Source organism: Micromonospora sp. AB353, from assembly GCF_049538395.1.
GTDB classification, from domain to species: domain Bacteria; phylum Actinomycetota; class Actinomycetes; order Mycobacteriales; family Micromonosporaceae; genus Micromonospora; species Micromonospora aurantiaca.
Window position 1 is genome coordinate 1 of record NZ_JBMVFV010000096.1, and the last position, 19,749, is coordinate 19,749.

24 protein-coding genes and 1 riboswitch are annotated in these 19,749 nt (G+C 73.1%); of the genes, 12 read left to right on the forward strand and 12 right to left on the reverse strand.

From position 1 onward, the window contains the following. Positions 1-7: 7 nt before the first annotated feature. Positions 8-787 carry a DUF4097 family beta strand repeat-containing protein gene (locus ACPCK6_RS26255; protein WP_396882755.1) on the reverse strand — a complete coding sequence of 260 codons (780 nt, stop codon included), beginning with the start codon at positions 785-787 and terminating at the stop codon, positions 8-10. Between the two features lie 102 nt (positions 788-889). Between ACPCK6_RS26255 and recO the strand changes: the two genes are divergently transcribed. The 4 genes from recO to ACPCK6_RS26275 all read left to right on the forward strand — a co-directional run bounded on the left by recO (position 890) and on the right by ACPCK6_RS26275 (position 3,197). Then, complete coding sequence (gene recO, locus ACPCK6_RS26260; protein WP_194802343.1) at positions 890-1,762, forward strand: DNA repair protein RecO; 873 nt, start codon at positions 890-892, stop codon at positions 1,760-1,762. Positions 1,763-1,794: 32 nt separating this feature from the next. After that, a complete protein-coding gene (locus ACPCK6_RS26265; protein WP_194802397.1) occupies positions 1,795-2,571 on the forward strand; it encodes an isoprenyl transferase in 777 nt (258 codons plus the stop codon). A 68-nt stretch (positions 2,572-2,639) separates the two neighbouring features. Then, positions 2,640-2,825 (forward strand): hypothetical protein, encoded by a 186-nt coding sequence (locus tag ACPCK6_RS26270; protein WP_194802342.1) that lies wholly within the window; start codon positions 2,640-2,642, stop codon positions 2,823-2,825. Positions 2,826-2,972: 147 nt separating this feature from the next. After that, positions 2,973-3,197 carry a thioredoxin reductase gene (locus tag ACPCK6_RS26275; RefSeq protein WP_396882754.1) on the forward strand — a complete coding sequence of 75 codons (225 nt, stop codon included), beginning with the start codon at positions 2,973-2,975 and terminating at the stop codon, positions 3,195-3,197. Positions 3,198-3,212: 15 nt separating this feature from the next. Here ACPCK6_RS26275 and gnd read toward each other — a convergent pair whose 3' ends face one another. Continuing rightward, positions 3,213-4,655 carry an NADP-dependent phosphogluconate dehydrogenase gene (gene gnd, locus ACPCK6_RS26280; RefSeq protein ID WP_423482516.1) on the reverse strand — a complete coding sequence of 481 codons (1,443 nt, stop codon included), beginning with the start codon at positions 4,653-4,655 and terminating at the stop codon, positions 3,213-3,215. Positions 4,656-5,021: 366 nt separating this feature from the next. Here gnd and ACPCK6_RS26285 point away from each other — a divergent pair, with 366 nt between their 5' ends. Next, positions 5,022-5,417: a hypothetical protein gene (locus tag ACPCK6_RS26285; protein ID WP_423482517.1), complete on the forward strand. Its 396-nt coding sequence runs from the start codon at positions 5,022-5,024 to the stop codon at positions 5,415-5,417. 257 nt (positions 5,418-5,674) lie between these two features. On the opposite strand, the gene ACPCK6_RS26290 is transcribed toward ACPCK6_RS26285, so the two are convergent. The 3 genes from ACPCK6_RS26290 to ACPCK6_RS26300 all read right to left on the reverse strand — a co-directional run bounded on the left by ACPCK6_RS26290 (position 5,675) and on the right by ACPCK6_RS26300 (position 8,593). Beyond that, positions 5,675-6,475, reverse strand: coding sequence for an energy-coupling factor transporter transmembrane component T family protein (locus tag ACPCK6_RS26290; protein WP_396882750.1), 801 nt, complete (start codon positions 6,473-6,475; stop codon positions 5,675-5,677). Then, positions 6,472-7,905: an ABC transporter ATP-binding protein gene (locus ACPCK6_RS26295; RefSeq protein WP_423482518.1), complete on the reverse strand. Its 1,434-nt coding sequence runs from the start codon at positions 7,903-7,905 to the stop codon at positions 6,472-6,474. The genes ACPCK6_RS26290 and ACPCK6_RS26295 overlap by 4 nt, the downstream gene beginning before the upstream one ends. A gap of 97 nt (positions 7,906-8,002) precedes the next feature. Next, positions 8,003-8,593 carry an ECF transporter S component gene (locus ACPCK6_RS26300; RefSeq protein ID WP_355512807.1) on the reverse strand — a complete coding sequence of 197 codons (591 nt, stop codon included), beginning with the start codon at positions 8,591-8,593 and terminating at the stop codon, positions 8,003-8,005. Between the two features lie 75 nt (positions 8,594-8,668). Next, a riboswitch (TPP riboswitch) is annotated at positions 8,669-8,775 on the reverse strand. Between the two features lie 76 nt (positions 8,776-8,851). Between ACPCK6_RS26300 and ACPCK6_RS26305 the strand changes: the two genes are divergently transcribed. The 4 genes from ACPCK6_RS26305 (at position 8,852) to ACPCK6_RS26320 (ending at position 13,108) form a co-directional block, all read left to right on the forward strand. Continuing rightward, positions 8,852-9,688: an alpha/beta fold hydrolase gene (locus tag ACPCK6_RS26305; protein WP_423482519.1), complete on the forward strand. Its 837-nt coding sequence runs from the start codon at positions 8,852-8,854 to the stop codon at positions 9,686-9,688. Continuing rightward, the gene (locus ACPCK6_RS26310) at positions 9,685-10,434 is read left to right on the forward strand and encodes a sugar isomerase domain-containing protein (protein ID WP_423482520.1); all 750 of its coding nucleotides are present in this window, start codon (positions 9,685-9,687) and stop codon (positions 10,432-10,434) included. The genes ACPCK6_RS26305 and ACPCK6_RS26310 overlap by 4 nt, the downstream gene beginning before the upstream one ends. 91 nt (positions 10,435-10,525) lie before the next feature. Then, the gene (locus ACPCK6_RS26315) at positions 10,526-11,026 is read left to right on the forward strand and encodes a DUF6328 family protein (RefSeq protein ID WP_396882745.1); all 501 of its coding nucleotides are present in this window, start codon (positions 10,526-10,528) and stop codon (positions 11,024-11,026) included. Positions 11,027-11,134: 108 nt separating this feature from the next. Then, a complete protein-coding gene (locus ACPCK6_RS26320; protein ID WP_396882743.1) occupies positions 11,135-13,108 on the forward strand; it encodes an acyl-CoA dehydrogenase family protein in 1,974 nt (657 codons plus the stop codon). A 50-nt stretch (positions 13,109-13,158) separates the two neighbouring features. On the opposite strand, the gene ACPCK6_RS26325 is transcribed toward ACPCK6_RS26320, so the two are convergent. The 7 genes from ACPCK6_RS26325 to ACPCK6_RS26355 form a co-directional block, all read right to left on the reverse strand. Beyond that, the gene (locus ACPCK6_RS26325; RefSeq protein ID WP_318335253.1) at positions 13,159-13,326 is read right to left on the reverse strand and encodes a hypothetical protein; all 168 of its coding nucleotides are present in this window, start codon (positions 13,324-13,326) and stop codon (positions 13,159-13,161) included. A gap of 9 nt (positions 13,327-13,335) precedes the next feature. Continuing rightward, positions 13,336-13,941 carry a hypothetical protein gene (locus ACPCK6_RS26330; RefSeq protein WP_194802331.1) on the reverse strand — a complete coding sequence of 202 codons (606 nt, stop codon included), beginning with the start codon at positions 13,939-13,941 and terminating at the stop codon, positions 13,336-13,338. Positions 13,942-13,993: 52 nt separating this feature from the next. After that, entirely contained in the window at positions 13,994-14,296 is a 303-nt protein-coding gene (locus ACPCK6_RS26335) for an ArsR/SmtB family transcription factor (RefSeq protein ID WP_013287947.1), read from the reverse strand. A gap of 43 nt (positions 14,297-14,339) precedes the next feature. Continuing rightward, positions 14,340-15,215, reverse strand: a complete 876-nt coding sequence (locus tag ACPCK6_RS26340; RefSeq protein WP_423482521.1) for a metal ABC transporter permease — start codon at positions 15,213-15,215, stop codon at positions 14,340-14,342. A 1-nt stretch (position 15,216) separates the two neighbouring features. Continuing rightward, on the reverse strand, positions 15,217-15,981 hold the full coding sequence (locus ACPCK6_RS26345) for a metal ABC transporter ATP-binding protein (protein WP_396882742.1): 765 nt from the start codon (positions 15,979-15,981) through the stop codon (positions 15,217-15,219). Next, positions 15,978-16,931, reverse strand: coding sequence for a metal ABC transporter substrate-binding protein (locus tag ACPCK6_RS26350; RefSeq protein WP_423482522.1), 954 nt, complete (start codon positions 16,929-16,931; stop codon positions 15,978-15,980). The genes ACPCK6_RS26345 and ACPCK6_RS26350 overlap by 4 nt, the downstream gene beginning before the upstream one ends. Before the next feature lie 82 nt (positions 16,932-17,013). Continuing rightward, positions 17,014-17,277, reverse strand: a complete 264-nt coding sequence (locus ACPCK6_RS26355) for a DUF6703 family protein (RefSeq protein ID WP_135241561.1) — start codon at positions 17,275-17,277, stop codon at positions 17,014-17,016. Between the two features lie 27 nt (positions 17,278-17,304). On the opposite strand from ACPCK6_RS26355, the gene ACPCK6_RS26360 reads away from it, so the two are divergent. The 3 genes from ACPCK6_RS26360 to ACPCK6_RS26370 all read left to right on the forward strand — a co-directional run bounded on the left by ACPCK6_RS26360 (position 17,305) and on the right by ACPCK6_RS26370 (position 19,707). Continuing rightward, positions 17,305-17,646 carry an antibiotic biosynthesis monooxygenase family protein gene (locus ACPCK6_RS26360; protein WP_423482523.1) on the forward strand — a complete coding sequence of 114 codons (342 nt, stop codon included), beginning with the start codon at positions 17,305-17,307 and terminating at the stop codon, positions 17,644-17,646. A 94-nt stretch (positions 17,647-17,740) separates the two neighbouring features. Further along, on the forward strand, positions 17,741-18,214 hold the full coding sequence (locus tag ACPCK6_RS26365; protein ID WP_318336408.1) for an Rv0361 family membrane protein: 474 nt from the start codon (positions 17,741-17,743) through the stop codon (positions 18,212-18,214). 113 nt (positions 18,215-18,327) lie between these two features. Next, positions 18,328-19,707: a glycine--tRNA ligase gene (locus ACPCK6_RS26370; RefSeq protein WP_013475540.1), complete on the forward strand. Its 1,380-nt coding sequence runs from the start codon at positions 18,328-18,330 to the stop codon at positions 19,705-19,707. The last annotated feature ends 42 nt before the right edge of the window (positions 19,708-19,749 follow it).

A 19,749-nucleotide genomic window follows, 5' to 3' on the forward strand; every position in this document is an offset into this window, starting at 1 on the left:
GGCCCGCTCAGCGCGTGCTGACCGTGACGTTGCCGCTGGTGGCGGACGCCTCCAGCGTCACCGACGCGGTCGGGTCGTCGGTGACGCGTACGTCGGTGTCGCCGGACGTCGCGGTGGCGCGCACCCGGTAGCGGCCGGCCGGTACGGCGAGGTCGACGTCGCCGCTCGTGGCGTGCGCCCGGGCCGGAGCCGGCTCGTCCAGCTCGACGACGATGTTGCCGGAGGTGGTCTCCACGTCGACGGCGGAGGCGAGCCGGCGGGCCTCGATGTCGCCGGAGCGGGCCCGCAGCCGTACCGGGCCGGCCGCCTCGACGACCCGGATGTTGCCCGACGTGGTGGACGCGCGGACCTCGCCGGTGACGCCCCTGATGGTCAGGTCGCCGGAGCTGAGCGTGAATTCGACGGCGCCCACGTCGGTGAGGTCGACGTTGCCCGAGCCGGTGCCGCCGCGGATCACCACGCCGGGCGGTGCGGTCACCTCCCAGGAGATGCTGCACCGGTGCCCGCAGTCGGTGGGCAGGACGAGCTCGTCGCCCTTGATCTCGTACCGGCTGGTCGGCTCGTCGCCCTGGTAGCGGACCACGCGCTTGACGCGTACCTGGTCGGCGGGGCCGTTGGCCCGCACCACGACGTCGCCGGCGCCGTCGTCGTCCACGGTGATCTTCGTGATCTTCGTCCGCTCGGTGTGGTCGTAGTCGAGGCGGCGGAACGAGAGGGTGTCACACCCGGAGAGAACGATGAGCGAGGCGGCAGCGGTCGCGGCCACCGCGGTGCGGAGCGAAGCCATGGCCAGCACACTAGGTCCGGCCCGGCACCCGGCACATCGGGGATCGCCCGCCGGTCCACCCCGAGCCGACCCTGAGATCGCACCCGGAGGGAGAATGGCCTGATGGCCGGGTACCGCCGACAGCTCTACCGCGACGACGCGGTGGTGCTGCGTGTGCAGAAGCTGGGCGAGTCCGACCGCATCATCACGCTGTTCACCCGCCGGCACGGCCGGTTGCGGGCGGTGGCCCGGGGCGTGCGGCGCACCACGAGCCGGTTCGGCGCGCGGCTGGAACCGTTCGGGCACGTCGACCTCCAGCTCGCCGGTGACCCCAAGGGCAACCAGGGCAGCTCGCTGCACACCGTCAGCCAGGTCGAGGCGATCGAGCTGTACGGCAAGCGGTTCCTCGGCGACTACCCCCGCTACACCGCGGCCAGCGCGATCGCCGAGACCGCCGAGCGGCTCACCCCGGTCGAGCGCGAGCCGTCGCTGCGGCTGTTCCAGCTCACCCTCGGCGCGATGAAGTCGCTCGCCCGGGGCGAGCACGCCACCACGCTGGTGCTCGACGCGTACCTGCTGCGCGGCATGGCGTTCGCCGGCTGGGCGCCGGCGCTCGCCGCCTGCGCCGTGTGCGGCGAGCCGGGCCGGCACCGCGCGTTCTCCGTACCGGCCGGCGGTGCCGTCTGCCCGGACTGCCGGCCCCCCGGCGCCGCCCACCCCGCGCCCGCCACGCTGGAGCTGATGTCCGCGCTGACCTCCGGCGACTGGGGGTACGCCGACGCGGCGGAGACCGGCGTACGCCGGGAGTGCAGCGGGCTGGTCGCGGCGCACCTCCAGTGGCATCTGGAGCGCGCGCTACGCTCGCTGCCGCTGGTCGACCGGGGTGCCCCGGCGGCCGGCGCGGTCCCGCCGCCCGGCGTCGCGGGGCCGGATGTGGTCCCGCCGCGCTCCGGCGCCGGGCCCGTCGCCGGTGTGAACAGGGAGATGACCGAGTGATCCGATCGACGAGGGCGACCCGCCGCGAGCCGGTGCCGCCGACCCCGCACCCCTCCGGCGCCCGTCCGCCGGCGCTGCCGCCCGCCGCGGTGCCCCGGCACGTCGCCATCGTGATGGACGGCAACGGCCGGTGGGCCAAGGAGCGCGGGCTGCCCCGCACCAAGGGGCACGAGCAGGGCGAGCACAGCCTGTTCGACGCCGTCGAGGGCGCGATCGAGATGGGCATCCCCTACCTGTCGGCGTACGCGTTCTCCACCGAGAACTGGCGGCGCTCGCCGGACGAGGTCCGCTTCCTGATGGGCTTCAACAGGGACGTCATCCGCCGCCGCCGCGACCAGCTCGTCGACCTGGGCGTACGGGTGGTCTGGTCGGGCCGCGCCGGCCGGCTGTGGAAGAGCGTCATCTCCGAGCTGCAGACCGCCGAGGAGATGTCGCGCGGCAACTCGACGCTGACGCTGCAGTTCTGCGTCAACTACGGCGGCCAGGCCGAGATCGCCGACGCCGCCGCCGGGATCGCCCGTGACGTCGCCGCCGGCAAGCTGGATCCGGCGAAGGTGAACGAGAAGACGGTGGCGCGGTACCTCTACCACCCCGAGGTGCCCGAGGTCGACCTGTTCCTGCGCCCCTCCGGCGAGCAGCGCATCTCCAACTTCCTGCTCTGGCAGACCGCGTACGCCGAGCTGGTCTACCTGGACACGCTCTGGCCCGACTTCGACCGCCGCCACCTCTGGTACGCCTGCGAGCTGTACGCCCAGCGCGACCGCCGCTTCGGCGGTGCCCTGCCCAACCCGGTCGCCCCGGGCGCCTGACGTCACGCTTACCGAGGCGCCGCGCTGGGTACCGATACCTCCAGACAGCAAACGCGGAGGTGAACCACATGATTCAGAAGCGGATCGCGCAGTGGGCGTTCATGGCGGTCGCCGTGCCGCTGGCAGCGGCCGGTGCGCGCCGGCTCAGCCACACCCTGGAGGCCCGTCGCGGCCCGTCCGGGGTGAGCCGTCTGCTGACCAAGGGCGCCGACCTGGTCCGGCCGCAGAAGGCCAAGCGTCGCCGGTTCTTCTGACCGCGACGTCCGGCCCTGGTGGCCGCGGCCGGCATCCGGCCCGACCGTGACGCCCCGCATCCGGCTTTCCCGCCGGGCGCGGGGCGTCGCGCTCTACGATCGGCGCAGGGCGCGCCGCCGGGTGCGCGCCCGCCACGGGGGTGGAGGATGCGCGATCTCCGGTACGAGATGACTGCTGCCCTGGCCGCCGCCGAGCTGGTGGAGCCGGCCCGCCGGGACGCCGTCGCCGCGCTGTGCGCCGACGTCGCCCAGCGGTGGTGCGCCGACCTCGGGCACACCCCCGCCGTCCGCTCCGGTGAGATCGGCGAGCTGGCGGCGGGTGAGCCGGCCGCCGGCTGGGCGCCCGACCCGGACGGTCAGCGGGCCTGGTGAGGCGTCCCGCCGGGCTCACGCCTCCACTTCGGAGCGGTCGCCCGCCCAGAGCGTGTGGAACGAGCCGGCCCGGTCCACCCGGTGGTAGGTGTGCGCCCCGAAGTCGTCCCGCAGGCCCTGGATCAGCGCGGCCGGCAGGCGCTGCGCCCGCAGCGCGTCGAAGTAGGCCAGCGACGACCCGAAGGCCGGGGCCGGCACGCCCGCCCGGGCCGCGTCGGCCACCACCCGTCGCCAGGCCGGTACGCCGGCGCTGACCCGCTCGGCGAACCACGGCGCGACGAGCAGCGTCGACAGGTCCGGCTCCGCGTCGTACGCCTCCCGGATCCGGTCCAGGAAACCGGCCCGGATGATGCAGCCGCCCCGCCAGATGGTGGCCGTGCCGCCCAGGTCGATGTCCCAGTCGTACTCCCGGCTGCCGGCCCGGATGTGGTCGAAGCCCTGCGCGTACGCGACGATCTTGCTGGCCAGCAGCGCGCGGCGCACGTCCTCGACGAACGCGTCCCGGTCGTCCACCTGCCACTTGTCGCCCGCGTCGCCGAACACGCGGCGGGCGGCCTCCCGCTGGCCGGCGTGCCCGGACAGCGACCGGGCGAACGTGGCCTCGGCGATGCCGGTGATCGGGATGCCGAGGTCCAGCGCGCTCTGCACGGTCCAGCGGCCGGTGCCCTTCTGCTCGGCCTGGTCCAGCACGATGTCCACGAACGGCCGGCCGGTCGCCGCGTCGGTGTGGCCGAGCACGTCGGCGGTGATCTCGATGAGGAACGACCCCAGCTCGCCGCCGTTCCACTCCCGGAAGATCTCCGCGATCTCCGCCGGGCTCGCCGACAGACCGGCCCGCAACAGGTCGTACGCCTCGGCGATGAGCTGCATGTCGGCGTACTCGATGCCGTTGTGCACCATCTTCACGAAGTGGCCCGCGCCGTCCGGCCCGATGTGCCGGCAGCAGGGCTCGCCGTCCACCTGCGCGGCGATCCTCTCGAAGATCGGCCCGAGCTTGCGGTACGACTCGGCCGACCCGCCGGGCATGATGCTCGGGCCGAGCAGCGCGCCCTCCTCGCCGCCGGACACGCCGGTGCCGACGAAGTGCAGGCCGTGCGCGCGCAGCGCCTCCTCCCGGCGGCGGGTGTCGGCGAAGTGCGCGTTGCCGCAGTCGACGACGATGTCGCCCTCCTCCAGCAGCGGGATCAGCTCGTCGATCACCGCGTCGGTGGGCGCGCCGGCCTTCACCATCACGATCACCGCGCGGGGCCGCTCCAGCGAGCCGACGAAGTCCGCGAGCGACTCCGACGGCACGAACGTGCCCTCGTCGCCGTGCTCCGCGACCAGGCTGCGGGTACGTTCCGGCGACCGGTTGTGCACCGCCACGGCGAAGCCGTTGCGGGCCAGGTTCCGGGCCAGGTTGCGGCCCATCACCGCCAGACCGGTGACCCCGATCTGCGCCGTCGCCTGCTCTGCCATGCGTACCGCCACCTCTCGATCGTGCTGCCGTGCTGCGACCGTATCGCGGTCGCCGGGGGAGCGGGCGGGGACGTCGACAGGGCGTGATCGGCGCGTGGCAGTGCGTCTCGCGTGGGCGCGTTCGCGTTCTCTTCGCTAATTCGAGTGCGGACCTCCGGGCGGCGGGATAGCGTTGCCGCATGCGTAAGTGACGCCCCACCTCCGAGCCCGGTCCACCGCCGCCAGTGCCGTGGACCCGTCCTGCTCCGGGCGTCCGCATTCCTTCCCCGCCACCGTCGGTCGCGGTGTCTGTCGTGATCGGAACGCATCGGAGCCCCTCGCTCGGCGCGTCCCGGTCGGCGCGCCCGCACGACAGGAGGCCCGCGAATGCCCGCGAAGCGCAATCCGAAGAAGTCCCGTAAGCAGTCCGCGCCGAAGATCGACGCGCTCACCGTGACGCCGCCCGCGGTGGTGCTCCCCACCGAGCCGGAAGCGTCCACCGTGTCCCCGGACCCGGTGCCGCCGATCGTGGTTGCGCCAGCGGTGCCGCCCGCCATCGGTGCGGTGACGCCCACCGCGACCGCGCCAACGGTGCCGCCCGCCATTGGTGCGGGGGTGTCCGCCGTGGTTGCGGGGTCGGTGGCGCCCCCGGAGGCGCTGGTTGTGCCCGGCGCGTCGGTGACGCCGCCGAGATCGGGCCCACCGGCAGGGCGGAAGGCCCGGCTCAGTGGCCGTAGCCAGCGCGCCGGCCAGACCCGGTTCTACGCCTTCCGCCGGAGCTGACGGACAGGCCCGGCCACAGGCCCGGGCAGACCCTCATCCCGGGCCTGCCCGGGCGAGCGCCTCCTACGCCGCCTCGCCGCTCGCCCGCAGAAATCTTGGAAGATTTCGGCCCCTCTAGGGGCCACTTCGTACCAAGATCTCGCCCGGTCGTGGTTGACCATGAGGTTGGCGGCGACAAAACGGGCAACCTGTTCCGTCAACTTCATGATCAACGAGCCGAGGCGAGGCGAGGCGAGGCGGAGAGCGAGGGGAAGGGGTCAGCCGATCAAGGGGCGGAAGGTGCCCAGGGCGATGCTTGTCGCCAAGGCGGCGCCTGCCAGCAGGGCGGCTCCTACGACCAGCAGCGTGTCCGCGCTCGTGAAGCGCTGGGGACGGGCCACGGTGCGGGGGGTGCCGGCGTCGAAGCCCCGCGCGTCCATCGCCACCGCCAGCCGGGTACCCCGCCGGATCGCGCCCACCAGCAGCGTGAACGCGGTGGACGCGAACAGCCGCAGCTTCGCCACCGGGTTGCGGCCCGCGTCCACGCCGCGCGCCCGGCGGGCCATACTGATCATCCGCCACTCCTGTTCCAGCAGCGGCACCATCCGGAACGCGGCGAGCGCCCCGATGGCGAACCGGGCGGGCGTCTTCGCGTTCTGGATCAGCGCGTCGGCCAGGTCCGTCGGGTCGGTGGTGGCGAACACGACGATGCCGGGTAGCGCCACCGCGAACATGCGCAGCACCAGCCCGAGCGCGGTCATCAGCACGCCCTGGGTGACCAGGATCGGCCCGGCCTGGAGCAGCACCGGGCCAGAGCGGTCGGCGGCGAACAGCACCAGCGTGACGAGGATGCCGACGGCGCCGGCGAGCAGCGGCCAGGCCCGGCGGGCCAGCACCCGGTAGCGGACACCGAACAGCGGCAGCACCGCGAGTTCGACGGCGATGGCGATGGCCGGGGCCACCGGGTCGAGCGTCGCCACCAGGATCAGCGTGAAGACCACAGCGGCGGCCAGCTTCGCCACCGGGTTGCGCCGGGCCAGCGGGGCGCCGGGTGCGGCGACCGGTTCGAGGCCGATCACGCGACCACCCCGTCGGGGGAGCGGTGCAGGGTGAGCGTCCGGTCGGCCAGCGCGGCGACGAAGTCCTCGTCGTGGGTCACCGTGACCACGCCGTGCCCGGCGTCGCGCAGCTCGGCGAGCAGGTCGACCAGCTCCAGCCAGGTCCGCCGGTCCTGGCCGAACGTGGGCTCGTCGCAGATCAGCAGCCGGGGCGCGGTGGCCAGCGCCGTCGCCACGCTCAGCCGCCGCGCCTCCCCACCCGAGAGGGTGTACGGGTTGGCGCCGGCCAGCCGGTCCAGTCGCAACCGGTGCAGCAGCTCGTCGACGGTGGCGGTGACCGCCGGCTCGGGCCGGCCGGTGCGGCGCGGGCCGAGCGCCAGCTCGTCGCGCACCGTGGCGGTGACGAACTGGTGCTCCGGGTCCTGGAAGACCGAACCGATCCGGCGTACCAGCGCGGGTGCCCGCCAGCGGTGCGGGGGAGTGCGCGCGTCCCGCCCGGCGAGTTCCGCCGACGCGGTGACGGTGCCCGTGCCGGGTTTCAGCAGGCCGCCCAGGAGCAGCGCCAGTGTGGACTTGCCGGCCCCGTTGGGGCCGAGGACGGCGAGCGCCTCGCCGGCGCGTACCCGAAGATCGGTGGGGTTCAGCCGGGGTGGCAGGCCGAGCCGCTCCGCGGTGAGCAGCGCGTCGCCGGGCGGCGTGGTGGCGTGCCGGGGCGGCGCGACGTGGCCGGGTACCCAGACCCCGGCGCCGGCCAGCGCGTCGCCGTGCGCGGCGAACACCGCGTCGGGTGGCCCGTCGGCGCGGACCCCGCCGCCGGGTTCCAGCACCACGACGCGGTCGACCAGCGGCAGCGCCTCGGTGACCCGGTGCTCGACCAGGACCATCGTGGTGTCCCGGTCGAGCGCGTTCGCGACGGCCCGGCGGATCAGGGTGGCACCGGCCGGGTCGAGGTTGGCGGTGGGCTCGTCGAGCAGCAGCAGCCCGGGGCGCAGCGCGAGCGTGCCGGCCAGCGCGAGCCGCTGCTGCTCGCCACCGCTGAGCGCGGCGGTGGGGCGGTCCCTGTCGTACGGGAAGCCGACCCGGCGCAGCGCCTCGTCGACGCGGGGCCAGATCTCCCCGGCGGGTACGCCCCGGTTCTCCAGCCCGAACGCCACGTCGTCACCGGAGCGGGCCATGACGAGCTGGGTCTCCGGATCCTGGAAGACGATGCCGACGCGCTCGCGGGCCTTGCGCGGGTCCAGCCCGTCGATCTCGACGGTGCCCTCCTGCTCGCCGGAATCCTCCGGCAGCAGCCCGGCCAGCGCCGCCAGCAACGTGCTCTTCCCGGCCCCGGAGGGCCCGAGCAGCAGCACCCGCTCGCCGCTCTCCACCCGCAGATCCACCCCGCGCAGAGCCCAGCGTTTCCGTCCCCCGTGCCGCCACCCGAACCCCCGCAGCACCACAGCGCTCACCGCCCACCCACCCCCTCTTCTCCGTCGATCATGAGGTTGACGGCGATGACGGGTGCCGAAACGGCCGCCAACTTCATGATCAACACGATGGAGGGCGTCAGACCAGGGCGCGGTCGCGGCCGGCGGGGAAGCGGTCCAGGACGCCGGTGTTCGCCAGCGCGCGCGTGAGGGCCACCGCGCCCAGGCCGGCCACCAGCAGGCAACTGAGCACACCGAACGCGATGTACGGCAGCCGGAACGTCGTCCAGCTCGTGCCGGGGTACCAGTAGAGGGCGTCGAACAGCGTGGCGAAGAGGCCGCCGCACGCACCGGCGAGCGCCGCCGTGAGCGGCCGGTAGAGGCGGTACCGGGTGGCCGCGAAGACCGCCTCGACGCCCAGGCCCTGCACCGCGCCCTGGAGGATCGCCATCGCACCGTAGGGGGAGCCGAGCAGCACCGACACCGCCGAGGCGACCGTCTCGGTGAGCAGTGCCGCTCCCGGCTTGCGGACGATGAGCGCGCTCAGCACGGCCGGGATGAGCCAGACGCCGTACATGACCGACTGGAGCGGGGCGAAGAAGGCGAACGGTCCGTCGCTGCCCTTCCAGAGGATGTTCCAGAGCTGGAACACGACGCCGAAGGCGACGGCGATGACCGAGGCGACGACGATGTCGACGGTACGCCAGCGGTTGCTGTCGGTACGGTTCACGGTTGGCTCCCAGTTCGTCGAGGTGAACCAGGAGAAGACGCACGCCGCGCCCGGTGGTCACCGGACGGCGACGCGGCTGGAGGTCGACCGAACTCCCTGCGCTGGCATTACCCAGATCAGGTTCGAGGGTCTGCGGGCACCGGCCCGCACTCTCAGCGCTGTGCGCTCCCCTGTCGGATGTGAAGTTGTCTCGTCGCAGACGCTAGCACCGACCACGGCCCGGGGCCCAGCAGGGCGAGTGTCGGTATGGTGGCGATCATGCTGGTGGATGCGCGGGGACTGACGTTCGAGGTACGCGCCGGTGGCCCCGAGGACGGTGACCCGGTCCTGCTGCTGCACGGCTTCCCGCAGCACTCCGGCGAGTGGGATGCGGTCACGCCCGCGCTGCACGCCGCCGGGCTGCGCACGTACGCGCTCGACCAGCGCGGCTACTCGCCCGGCGCGCGCCCGGCCGACGTCGGGGCGTACCGGATTCCGGAGCTGGTGGCCGACGCGGCGGCGGTGCTCGACGCGCTCGGGGTGACTCGCGCCCACGTGGTCGGCCACGACTGGGGCGCGATCGTGGCGTGGGGCCTCGCGGCGGCGCACCCGGAGCGGGTGCGGACGCTGACCGCGGTGTCGGTGCCGCACCCGGCCGCGATGGGCCACGCGCTCGCCACCGACCCCCGGCAGAAGGTCAAGTCCGCGTACATCGCGTTGTTCCGCAAGCCCGGTACGGCGGAGAAGGTGCTACTGGCGTGGAACGGCGCCACGCTGCGCAAGCTGCTGAGCGGCGTGGGCGACGCCGGTACGGTGGCGCGCTACGCCGAGCCGATGCGTGAGCCGGGCGCGTTGACGGCGGCGCTGAACTGGTATCGCGCGATGACCGGTGCGGACATGAAGGCGGTCACCCCGGTCGGGGTGCCGACGACGTTCGTGTGGAGCGACAAGGACGTGGCGATCGGCCGGACGGCGGCGCAGGCGTGCGCCGCGCACGTCACCGGTGACTACCGGTTCCTGGAGCTGTCCGGGGTCAGCCACTGGATCCCGGACGAGGCGCCCGGCCCGCTGGCCGAGGCGATCCTCGCCCGGTGCGCAGGAACGGAGGAGGCATGACGGTGAGCGCCGAGGCGTACCTGGCGGTGGTGACCGAGACGATCGCCCGGGTGGCCGCCGCGCAGCGGCGCAACGTGGCCGACGCGGCCGACCTGATCGCGGCGGCGCTGCGCGCCGACGGTGTGGTGCACGCGTTCGGCACCGGGCACTCCGAGGCGCTGGCCATGGAGATCGCCGGGCGGGCCGGCGGGCTGGTGCCCACCAACCGGATCGCGCTGCGGGACCTGGTGCTGATCGGCGGCGATCCGGCCGACGTGCTCGGCCCGAAGCTGGAACGCGATCCGGCGGTGGCGCACCGCCTCTACGAGCTGGCACCCATCCGGCCGCAGGACGTGTTCGTGCTGGCCTCGAACTCGGGCGTGAACGGCGCGATGGTCGAGTTCGCGTCCATCGTGAAGGAACGCGGGCACGGCCTGGTGGCGATCACTTCGGCGCAGCACTCGGCCCGGATGACCTCGCGGCACCCGTCCGGCCGCAAGCTCGCCGACTTCGCCGACGTGGTGCTGGACAACGGAGCCCCGTACGGCGACGCCACGCTGCCGCTGCCGGGTGGCGGCGCGGTCGGCGCGGTCTCCTCGATCACCGCGGCGCTGCTCGCGCAGCAGATCGTCACCGAGGTGGTGGCCCGGCTGGTCGCGGCGGGGCAGCGCCCGCCGGTCTACCTGTCCGCGAACATCACCGGCGGCGACGAGCACAACGCCGAGCTGGAGGCACGGTACGCGGGCCGGATCCGCCGCGGTTCCTGAACCGGTTTCGTGATCACCCGTACGGGGCACAGGCGGTCCTGCCGGTGGGCGTTCACCCGCCGGCTGTGCCGTCTCCCGGGGAGGTCCGCGAGTGTCGAAGGAATCCGAGAAGCAGCGCTGGCAGCGCAACTTCGCCGACCTGTTGCAGGAACTGCGGGTCGCGCAGACCGGCGTGCAGATCCTCTTCGCCTTTCTGCTGACGCTGCCGTTCAGCGCCGGGTTCGACCGGACCACGGAGTTCCAGCGCGACATCTACATCGTGGCGCTGCTGTCCGCCGCCGCGGCCACCGCGATGATCATTTCCCCGGTCGCGTTCCACCGGGCGTTGTTCCGGCAGGGACGCAAGCCGGAACTGGTCCGGTTCGCCCACCGGATGGCCACCGGCGGCCTGTTCTTCATGCTGATCGCGATGGTCAGCTCGGTCCTGCTGATCACCGACTTCGTGCTGGACCGGCCGATCGCGTTCCTGCTCAGCGCGCTCACCGGCCTCTGGTTCCTGACCTTCTGGGCGATCCTGCCGTTCAGCCGGCGCAACTGGGGTGAGGACGACATCGACGACGAGGACGACAGCCCGCAGTCGCTGACCGACTGACGGTCCGCCAAATCGGACGTGCACGCAACGCTACCCCTGGGTAACACCCGGGGGTAGCGTCGTTTTCGTCGCACGCGTCGACGCAGCCGGACCGACGAGGAGGCAGCCGTGACCACGACACAGAACAGCCGGCCCGAGTCACCAGACGGCGCGGGGCCGCTGCCCGCCGAGGCGGGCCAGGTGTCCGAGAAGGAGGCCCGCCAGGTCGCCGAGGCGGCCCGCGAGTCGGCCTGGGACCGGCCCAGCTTCGGCAAGGAACTGTTCCTCGGCCGGTTCCGGCTCGACCTGATCGACCCGTGGCCCCGCCCCGACCCGGCCGAGGTGGCCCGCGCTGACGAGTTCCTCGGCTCGCTGCGCGCGTATCTCACGTCCGAGGTGGACGGTGAGGCGATCGAGCGGGACGCGCGTATCCCCGACGAGGTGTTCCACGGCCTGGCCGGGCTCGGCACGTTCGGCATGAAGATCGACCGGAAGTACGGCGGGCTCGGGCTGAGCAACCTGCACTACTGCCGGGCGCTGATGCTCGTCGGCTCGGTGAACCCGGCGGTCAGCGCGCTGCTCTCCGCGCACCAGTCGATCGGCGTGCCGCAGCCGCTGAAGATGTTCGGCACACCCGAGCAGAAGGAACGGTTCCTGCCCCGGCTCGCGGCCGGTGAGGTCTCCGCGTTCCTGCTCACCGAGCCGGACGTCGGCTCCGACCCGGCCCGGCTCGCCACCACCGCCGAGCCCACCGCCGACGGCACCGGCTACCGCCTCAACGGGGTGAAGCTCTGGGCCACGAACGGCACGCTCGCCACGCTGCTCGTGGTGATGGCGCGGGTACCGGCCGGCGAGGGGCGCCGCGGCGGCATCACCGCGTTCGTGGTGGAGGGCGACAGCGACGGCATCACCGTGGAGCGGCGCAACTCCTTCGTCGGGCTGCGCGGCCTGGAGAACAGCCTCACCCGGTTCCACGACGTGTTCGTGCCGAAGGAGAACGTGATCGGCGGGGAGGGCAAGGGCCTCAAGATCGCGTTGACCACGTTGAACACCGGCCGGCTCTCGCTCCCGGCCATGTGTGTGGGCGCCGGCAAGTGGGCGCTCAACGTGGCCCGCGAGTGGGCGGCGGACCGGGTCCAGTGGGGCCGCCCGGTGGGCGAGCACGAGGCGGTGGCGAAGAAGCTGTCCTTCATCGCCGCCACCACGTACGGCATGGAGTCGATGCTCGACCTGTCCTGCATGCTCGCCGACGACGACCGCAACGACATCCGGATCGAGGCGGCGCTGGTCAAGCTCTACGCCAGCGAGATGGCCTGGCGGATCGCCGACGAGCTGATCCAGATCCGCGGCGGCCGCGGCTACGAGACGGCCGACTCGCTCGCCGCCCGCGGGGAACGGCCGGCCGCCGTCGAGCAGCTCCTGCGCGACCTGCGGATCAACCGGATCTTCGAGGGCTCCACCGAGATCATGCACCTGCTGATCGCCCGCGAGGCGGTCGACGCGCACCTGTCCGTCGCCGGCGACATCATCGACCCGGACGCCGGGCTGGGCCGCAAGGCCAAGGCGGGCGCGCGGGCCGGCGCCTTCTACGCGAAGTGGCTGCCCACGCTCGCCGTCGGCAAGGGGCAGACGCCCGGGGCGTACCAGGAGTTCGGGCCGCTGGCCGGGCACCTGCGCCACGTCGAGCGGACCTCCCGCAAGCTGGCCCGGTCGACGTTCTACGCGATGTCCCGGTGGCAGGGGAAGATGGAGCGCAAGCAGGCGTTCCTCGGCAGGGTGGTGGACATCGGGGCGGAGCTGTTCGCGATGAGCGCGGTCTGCGTCCGGGCCTACGCCGAGCGGGACGCGCACCCGGAGAACGTCGAGCTGGCCGACCTGTTCTGCCGTCAGGCGCGGCTGCGCGTCGACGAGCTGTTCACCGGCCTGTGGTCGAACACCGACTCGGTCGACGTGGCCGCCGCCAAGCGGATCGTCGCCGGCCGGTACGCCTCGGTGGAGGAGGGTGTCGTCACCCCGCCCGCCGACCTGCCCTGGGTGGCCCGCTGGGAACCGGGGGCGTCCACCGAGCAGGACGTCCGCCGTCGCATCCCGCCCGCCGGCTGACCCCGCCCCGCCCGCGGCGGTCGTCCCACCCGGACGGCCGCCGCGGGCGGTCAGCGCGCGATCGCCCAGGCCAGGACGCCGGCCAGGATCAGGCCGTTGAGACCGGCCAGCACCAGGTACGCCGACGGCGGGATCTTGCGGCCCTTGCGGACGAAACTCACCAGCACGGCCGCGTACGCCAGCAGCAGCACGGCGACGACGATCAGGAAGTACAGCACCGGCACACCTTACCGGCCGCCGCGCAGCCCCAGTTCGCGCAGCTCCAGCGCGGCGAGCGCGTCGACTGTCGCGTCGTCGCCGCGCCGCCACGCCTCGGCGACGTCGGGTGCGATCCGGGTCAGCTTCGACAGCGGCTGACCCGCAAGCGCGCGCAGCGCCAGCAGATCCCGTCCGGCCGGTACGCCCGCCAGGGCCTTCGCCGCGCCGGCCCGGCGCATCCAGCGCAGGCGCAGCGGCAGCCAGCCGAACAGCACCAGGCCGAGCGGGAACACCAGCACCGCGACGGTCAGCCCGAGCGCCAGCTGCCCGACCAGCTCCTGCTGGTCGCGGCCCGCCTCGGCGACCGCGCGGGCGGCGTCGGCGGCGCGGGTGAACGGCGCGGTCAGCTCGTCGCCGACGATCGGCACCCGGCCGACCTTGCCGCCGGCGTCGGCCAGGTTGTCGGCGAGACCACCGCCGGCCCCCTCCAGCTTCTGCCCGGGTACGGCGAGCTTCTCGACCACGTCGTGCAGCCACAGCGCGAAGCGGATCGCCGCGTACACCCAGACGACCACGAGCAGGTCGGTGAGGAACTGGCGGACGGCGGTGGGAAAACGGTCGGCGTAGATCTTCACGCCGGACAGCGTCCCACGGCGCGGGCGCGTCGGCACCTGGCCGATTTCCCGCTCAGTGCGACCCTTCACCGGCGTGACTGACGGCGTCCGCCACGATGTGCGCGACGTGGTCGTCGACCAGCGCGTACGCGATCTCCCGGCCGCGCCGCGACCCGCGCACCACCCCGGCGCCGCGCAGCACCCGCAGGTGCTGGGAGACCAGCGGCTGCGGCGCGCCGAGCTTCTCGACCAGCTCGTGCACGCAGCGTTCGCCCTCGGCCAGCTCGCTGACGATCGCGAGCCGGATCGGGGCCGAGAGCGCGCGCAGCAGGTCACCCGCACCCTCGAAGGCGTCGTACCCGTTCGTGCCGGTCACCCTGTAACGGTAACCAATCCCAGCTGCGCCGGCGGGCAGGGCCTCACCGCAGCAGCACCTCGTGCTCGACCGGCTCGGGCGGCGGCGTGGCCCGGTCGGCCCGCGCCCGCCGCCGTAGCGCCCGCGCACCGGCCGCCGCGAGCGCGACCAGCAGGAACGAGCCGATCGCCACGAGCACCACCGACGCGCCGGGTGCGGTGTCGGCGGTGGCGGCCACCCAGACCCCGGTGCCGGCGGCGAACAGGCCCAGCGCCATGGCCGCCGTCATGGTGGAGCGGAAGCCCCGGGTCACCTGCTGCGCGGTCGCCACCGGCACCACCATCAGCGCGCTGATCAGCAGCACCCCGACCGCCCGCATCGCGATGGTCACCGTGACCGCGGTACCGACCGCGATGACCAGGTTCAGCGTCCGCACCGGCAGGCCGGACACCCGGGCGTACTCCTCGTCGTGGCACACCGCGAACAACGCCGGACGCAGCACCAGCATGGTCACCAGCAGCACCGCGCCGAGCACGCCGATGGTGATCAGGTCGGTGCGGGAGGTGGTGGTCAGCGACCCGAACAGGTACGCGTTGAGCGATCCACTGCTGGCGTCGGAGAGTCCGACCAGCATCACGCCGCCGGCGATGCCGCCGTAGAACAGCAGCGCCAGCGCCAGGTCACCGGAGGTGCGCCCGTACGCGCGGACCAGCTCGATCACCACCGCGCCGAGCGTCGCGGCGATCACCGCCACCAGCACGGGCGAGCGGTTGAGCAGCAGTCCCGCGCCGACGCCGGTGAGCGCCACGTGCCCGAGCCCGTCGCCGATCAACGCCAGCCGCCGCTGCACCAGGTAGATGCCGAGCGCCGGGGCGGCCAGCCCGATGATCAACGCGCCGACCAGGGCGCGGAGCATGAAGTCGTACTGGAAGAGATCCATCTCAGATGCCTGTCCAGAGCCGGGCGGGCTCCTCGTCGCAGTGCGGGTGCACGTGCTCGTGGTCCGGGTCGGCGTGGTGGCCGGCCGGTTCGGGCACCGCGCCGTCGTGGGCGATCCCGCCCTGGTGCACCACCACGGCCCGGCTGATCAGCGGGCGCAGCGGGCCCAGCTCGTGCGCGACGAGCAGCACCGTGCCGCCGCCGTCGCGGAACGCGCGCAGCGCCCCGGCGAACGCCTCCTGGCTGGCCGCGTCCACCCCGGCGGTCGGCTCGTCGAGCACCAGCAGCTCCGGCCCGCCGGCGAGCGCGCGGGCGATCAGGGTGCGCTGCTGCTGGCCGCCGGAGAGCGTGGACACCGGGTCACCGGCCCGGTCGGCGAGCCCGACCGCGTCCAGCGCCGCCGCCACCGCCTCCCGGTCCGCCCGCCCGGCCGGACGCAGCACGCCCCGGCGGGCCAGCCGCCCGGACGCCACCACCTCGCGCACGGTGGCGGGCACCCCGCTGCCCGCGCCGAGCCGCTGCGGCACGTACCCGATGCGGTGCCACTGCCGGAAGCGGCGCTGCGGCGTGCCGAACAGGGCGACCGACCCGGCGCCGAGCGGCACCAGGCCGAGCGCCGCGCGCACGAGCGTCGACTTGCCGGAGCCGTTGGCACCGAGCACGGCGACCACCTCTGAAGCGGTCACTGTCAGCGAGACGTCACGCAGCACCGGGCGGCCGTCGTAGCCGACGGTGGCGTGCGCGATCTCGATCACGGGTGAGGTCATGAACAGTCCAGAGCGGTTCGCAGGGTCTGCAGGTTGGTGCGCATCGCGGAGAGGTAGTCGCCGTCGGCGGGCGGGCCCTCCAGCGGGTCCAGGACCGCCGTCTTCGCCCCGACCTCACGCGCGATCGTCTCGGCGACCTTCGGGCTGACGAGCGTCTCGAAGAAGATCGTGCCGGCCTGGTGCTCCCGGGCCTCCTCGGCGACCTCGGCGAGGCGCTTCGGGGACGGCTCGGACTCCGGGGTGAGCCCGCTGATGCCGATCTGCTCCAGCTGGTAGCGCTCGGTCAGGTAGCCGAACGCGGTGTGGCTGGTGACGATCTCCCGGCGCTGGCAGGTGCGCAGGCCGTCGGCGTACTCGGTGTCGAGCTTCGTCAGCTCGGCACGCAGCGCGCCGGCGCGGGCGGTGTAGTCGGCGGCGTGGTCCGGGTCGGCCTTGCCGAGGCGCTCGGCGAGCTTGTCGCCGATGGTGGCCAGCCGGGTCGGGTCGAGCCAGACGTGCGGGTCCTTGCCGCCGCCCTCCTCGGCGTGCCCGGCCTCGCCCTCGCCCTCGTGGTCGTGGTCGTGCCCACCGGCGGCGGCGTCCCGCAGCGGCGTGACACCGGCCACGTCGAACGCGCGGTCGCCGCCGTTCTGCTCCACCGCCTCGTCCACCGCCGGCTGGAAGCCGCTGAGGTAGACGACCACGTCGGCGTCGACGATCTGGCCGACCTGCCGCGGGTTGAGTTCCAGGTCGTGCGGCTCGGCGCCGGGCTTGGTCAGGTTGCTGACCGCGACCGTGTCGCCGCCGATCCGCTCGGCCAGGAACTGGAGCGGGTAGAACGCGGCCACCACGTCGACCCTGCCCGGCTCGCTCGCGCCGCCTGTACCGTCCGCGCAGGCGGTCAGGCCGGCGGCGGCGAGCAGGGCGGTGGTTGCGGCGGTCAGGATGCGGCGGGGTGCGCGAACGGTCATGGGCTCAACTGTCCGTGACAACGAAAATTATTGTCAAAAACGCATGATTGCATGTCAGCGCAGGTCAGCTCGGCTTCCCGGGTCAGCCCACCATCAGCTTCGCCAGCGCCACCGCGATCAACAAGGTCACCATCACCAGCCGGAGCATCCGGGTCGCCGGGGCCTGCACCGGCCAGGTGACCGACATCAGCCAGACCAGCCCGCCGGCCAGCACGAGCAGCAGGACGCCACCCGCCGGGCCGGGCGCGAACAGGCCGACAAGCACCAGGGCCAGCGCGGCCAGGAACACCGCCGTCGGGTTGAGCCGCGCCAAGCGGGACAGCACGGGACTCTGCGTACGCTGCATGCCACAAACTCTACGAGGAGGAACCCCGTGCTGGTCACCAACCGCTTCGTGGTGGAAGCCGAAACGGTGGACGAGTTCACCCGTGCGGCGCACGCCGCGCTGGCCGCGCTCGCCGCCCGCCCCGGCTACCTGCGCGGTGAACTGCTGCGGGCGCTCGACGACCCGGCCCACTGGCTCCTGGTCACCGAGTGGGAGTCGGTCGGTGCGTACCGCCGGACACTCGGCGGATTCGACGTCAAGGTCACCGCCGTGCCGCTGCTCGCCCGATCGGTGGACGAGCCGTCGGCGTACGAGACGCTCGCCAGCGCCGCCCCGGAGGGTGAGATCGTCGTCGTCGCCAGCGATCGTGCCGCAGGTCCGTACCGCTGAGTGCCGGGGCACTACCCTGGCGCGTATGACCGCTCCCGGACCGGCCGCGCCACCCCCGTCGTCAGTTCCGCCCGCGCCGCCGGCGGACTCCGGGGTGCCCACGCCGCCGCAGGGGCCCGGCGCCGCGCCGCCGTTCGCCGCCCCGCCCACCGAGGGCGGGCGGACCCGGCTCTGGCTCGGCCTCGGCGCGGGCGCGCTCGCCGTGCTGATCTGCTGCGGCGGGGGCGGCGCGGCGGTGGTCGGCCTGGCCGTGAGCAACGCCCAGGCGATCGGCGAGCAGGGCCGGGCCGTCACGAACGACTACTACCAGGCGCTCGTGGCCCGTGAGTGGTCCAAGGCGTACGACACGCTCTGCGACGACATCCGGCGACGCGAGCCCCGGCGCGAGTTCGAGCGGCGGGTGGCCACCGAGCCGCAGATCTCCGGCTACCGGGTCGGCGAGGTCGACCTCAACACGCTCACCGTGCCGGTGGACGTCACGCTCGCCGGCGGCCGCCGGGAGGCGCAGACCGTGACGCTGGCGCCGGACCAGCAGACGGGCGGCGTGGAGGTCTGCGGGGTGAGCTGACCGGCCCCCGGTATTCTGCTGGGCTCGGGACGGACACGGTCGTACCGTTGTCCCGAACAGCCCGGTTCCATCCATCTCAACCGCGCCGACCGCCAGCCGGCGTAGGAGGAAACATGCCAGCCGACCGTATCGACGCCGTCACCAGCCTCGCCAAGCGCCGGGGCTTCGTCTTTCCCTCCAGCGAGATCTACGGGGGCACCCGGTCGGCGTGGGACTACGGTCCGCTCGGCGTCGAGCTGAAGGAGAACGTCCGCCGGCAGTGGTGGCGGACCATGGTGCAGCAGCGCGACGACGTCGTCGGCCTCGACTCGGCGGTCATCCTGGCCCGCAAGGTCTGGGAGGCCAGCGGCCACATCGCGGAGTTCGTCGACCCGCTCACCGAGTGCCAGTCCTGCCACAAGCGGTTCCGGGCCGACCACCTGGAAGAGGCGTACGAGGCCAAGCACGGCAAGCCGCTGACCTCGCTGACGGAGCTGAACTGCCCCAACTGCGGCAACAAGGGCACCTTCACCGAGCCGAAGATGTTCAACGGCCTGATGAAGACCTACCTGGGCCCGGTGGAGAGCGACGAGGGCATGCACTACCTGCGCCCGGAGACCGCCCAGGGCATCTTCGTCAACTACAAGAACGTGGAGACGGTCGCCCGCAAGAAGCCGCCGTTCGGCATCGCGCAGACCGGCAAGTCGTTCCGCAACGAGATCACCCCCGGCAACTTCATCTTCCGGACCCGTGAGTTCGAGCAGATGGAGATGGAGTTCTTCGTCGAGCCCGGCACCGACGAGCAGTGGCACGAGTACTGGCTCTCCGAGCGCTGGAACTGGTACCTCGACCTCGGCCTGTCCGAGGAGAACCTGCGCTTCTACGAGCACCCCAAGGAGAAGCTCTCCCACTACTCGAAGCGCACCGTCGACATCGAGTACCGGTTCCGGTTCGGCGGCAGCGAGTTCGCCGAGCTGGAGGGCATCGCCAACCGCACCGACTTCGACCTGTCCACGCACAGCAAGCACTCCGGCGTCGACCTGTCGTACTTCGACCAGGGCAAGGGCGAGCGCTGGATGCCGTACGTGATCGAGCCGGCCGCCGGCCTCACCCGCGCGGTGCTGGCGTTCCTGCTCGAGGCGTACGACGAGGACGAGGCGCCGAACACCAAGGGCGGCGTGGACAAGCGCACCGTCATGCGGTTCGACCCGCGGCTGGCTCCGGTCAAGGTCGCCGTGCTGCCGCTGTCGCGCAACGAGGCGCTGTCGCCGAAGGCCAAGCAGCTCGCCACCGACCTGCGCAAGCGCTGGGTGGTCGAGTTCGACGACTCGCAGGCGATCGGCCGCCGCTACCGCCGGCAGGACGAGATCGGCACGCCGTTCTGCGTCACCGTCGACTTCGACACGCTCGACGACAACGCCGTGACGGTCCGGAACCGGGACACGATGGCCCAGGAGCGCGTCTCGCTGGACCAGGTCGAGCGCTACCTGATCGAGCGCCTCCCCGGCTGCTGAGGTGTAAGGAAGGGCCCCTTCTTAACGCCTCGTGTAGAGGAG

What these genes read in the sequence shown, in the direction of transcription:
- ACPCK6_RS26255 (WP_396882755.1), bottom strand. Translation starts at nt 787, where the DNA reads ATGGCTTCGCTCCGCACCGCGGTGGCCGCGACCGCTGCCGCCTCGCTC.
- recO (WP_194802343.1), top strand. Translation starts at nt 890, where the DNA reads ATGGCCGGGTACCGCCGACAGCTCTACCGCGACGACGCGGTGGTGCTG.
- ACPCK6_RS26270 (WP_194802342.1), top strand. Translation starts at nt 2,640, where the DNA reads ATGATTCAGAAGCGGATCGCGCAGTGGGCGTTCATGGCGGTCGCCGTG.
- ACPCK6_RS26275 (WP_396882754.1), top strand. Translation starts at nt 2,973, where the DNA reads ATGCGCGATCTCCGGTACGAGATGACTGCTGCCCTGGCCGCCGCCGAG.
- gnd (WP_423482516.1), bottom strand. Translation starts at nt 4,655, where the DNA reads ATGGCAGAGCAGGCGACGGCGCAGATCGGGGTCACCGGTCTGGCGGTG.
- ACPCK6_RS26285 (WP_423482517.1), top strand. Translation starts at nt 5,022, where the DNA reads ATGCCCGCGAAGCGCAATCCGAAGAAGTCCCGTAAGCAGTCCGCGCCG.
- ACPCK6_RS26305 (WP_423482519.1), top strand. Translation starts at nt 8,852, where the DNA reads ATGCTGGTGGATGCGCGGGGACTGACGTTCGAGGTACGCGCCGGTGGC.
- ACPCK6_RS26310 (WP_423482520.1), top strand. Translation starts at nt 9,685, where the DNA reads ATGACGGTGAGCGCCGAGGCGTACCTGGCGGTGGTGACCGAGACGATC.
- ACPCK6_RS26340 (WP_423482521.1), bottom strand. Translation starts at nt 15,215, where the DNA reads ATGGATCTCTTCCAGTACGACTTCATGCTCCGCGCCCTGGTCGGCGCG.
- ACPCK6_RS26345 (WP_396882742.1), bottom strand. Translation starts at nt 15,981, where the DNA reads ATGACCTCACCCGTGATCGAGATCGCGCACGCCACCGTCGGCTACGAC.
- ACPCK6_RS26350 (WP_423482522.1), bottom strand. Translation starts at nt 16,931, where the DNA reads ATGACCGTTCGCGCACCCCGCCGCATCCTGACCGCCGCAACCACCGCC.
- ACPCK6_RS26355 (WP_135241561.1), bottom strand. Translation starts at nt 17,277, where the DNA reads ATGCAGCGTACGCAGAGTCCCGTGCTGTCCCGCTTGGCGCGGCTCAAC.
- ACPCK6_RS26370 (WP_013475540.1), top strand. Translation starts at nt 18,328, where the DNA reads ATGCCAGCCGACCGTATCGACGCCGTCACCAGCCTCGCCAAGCGCCGG.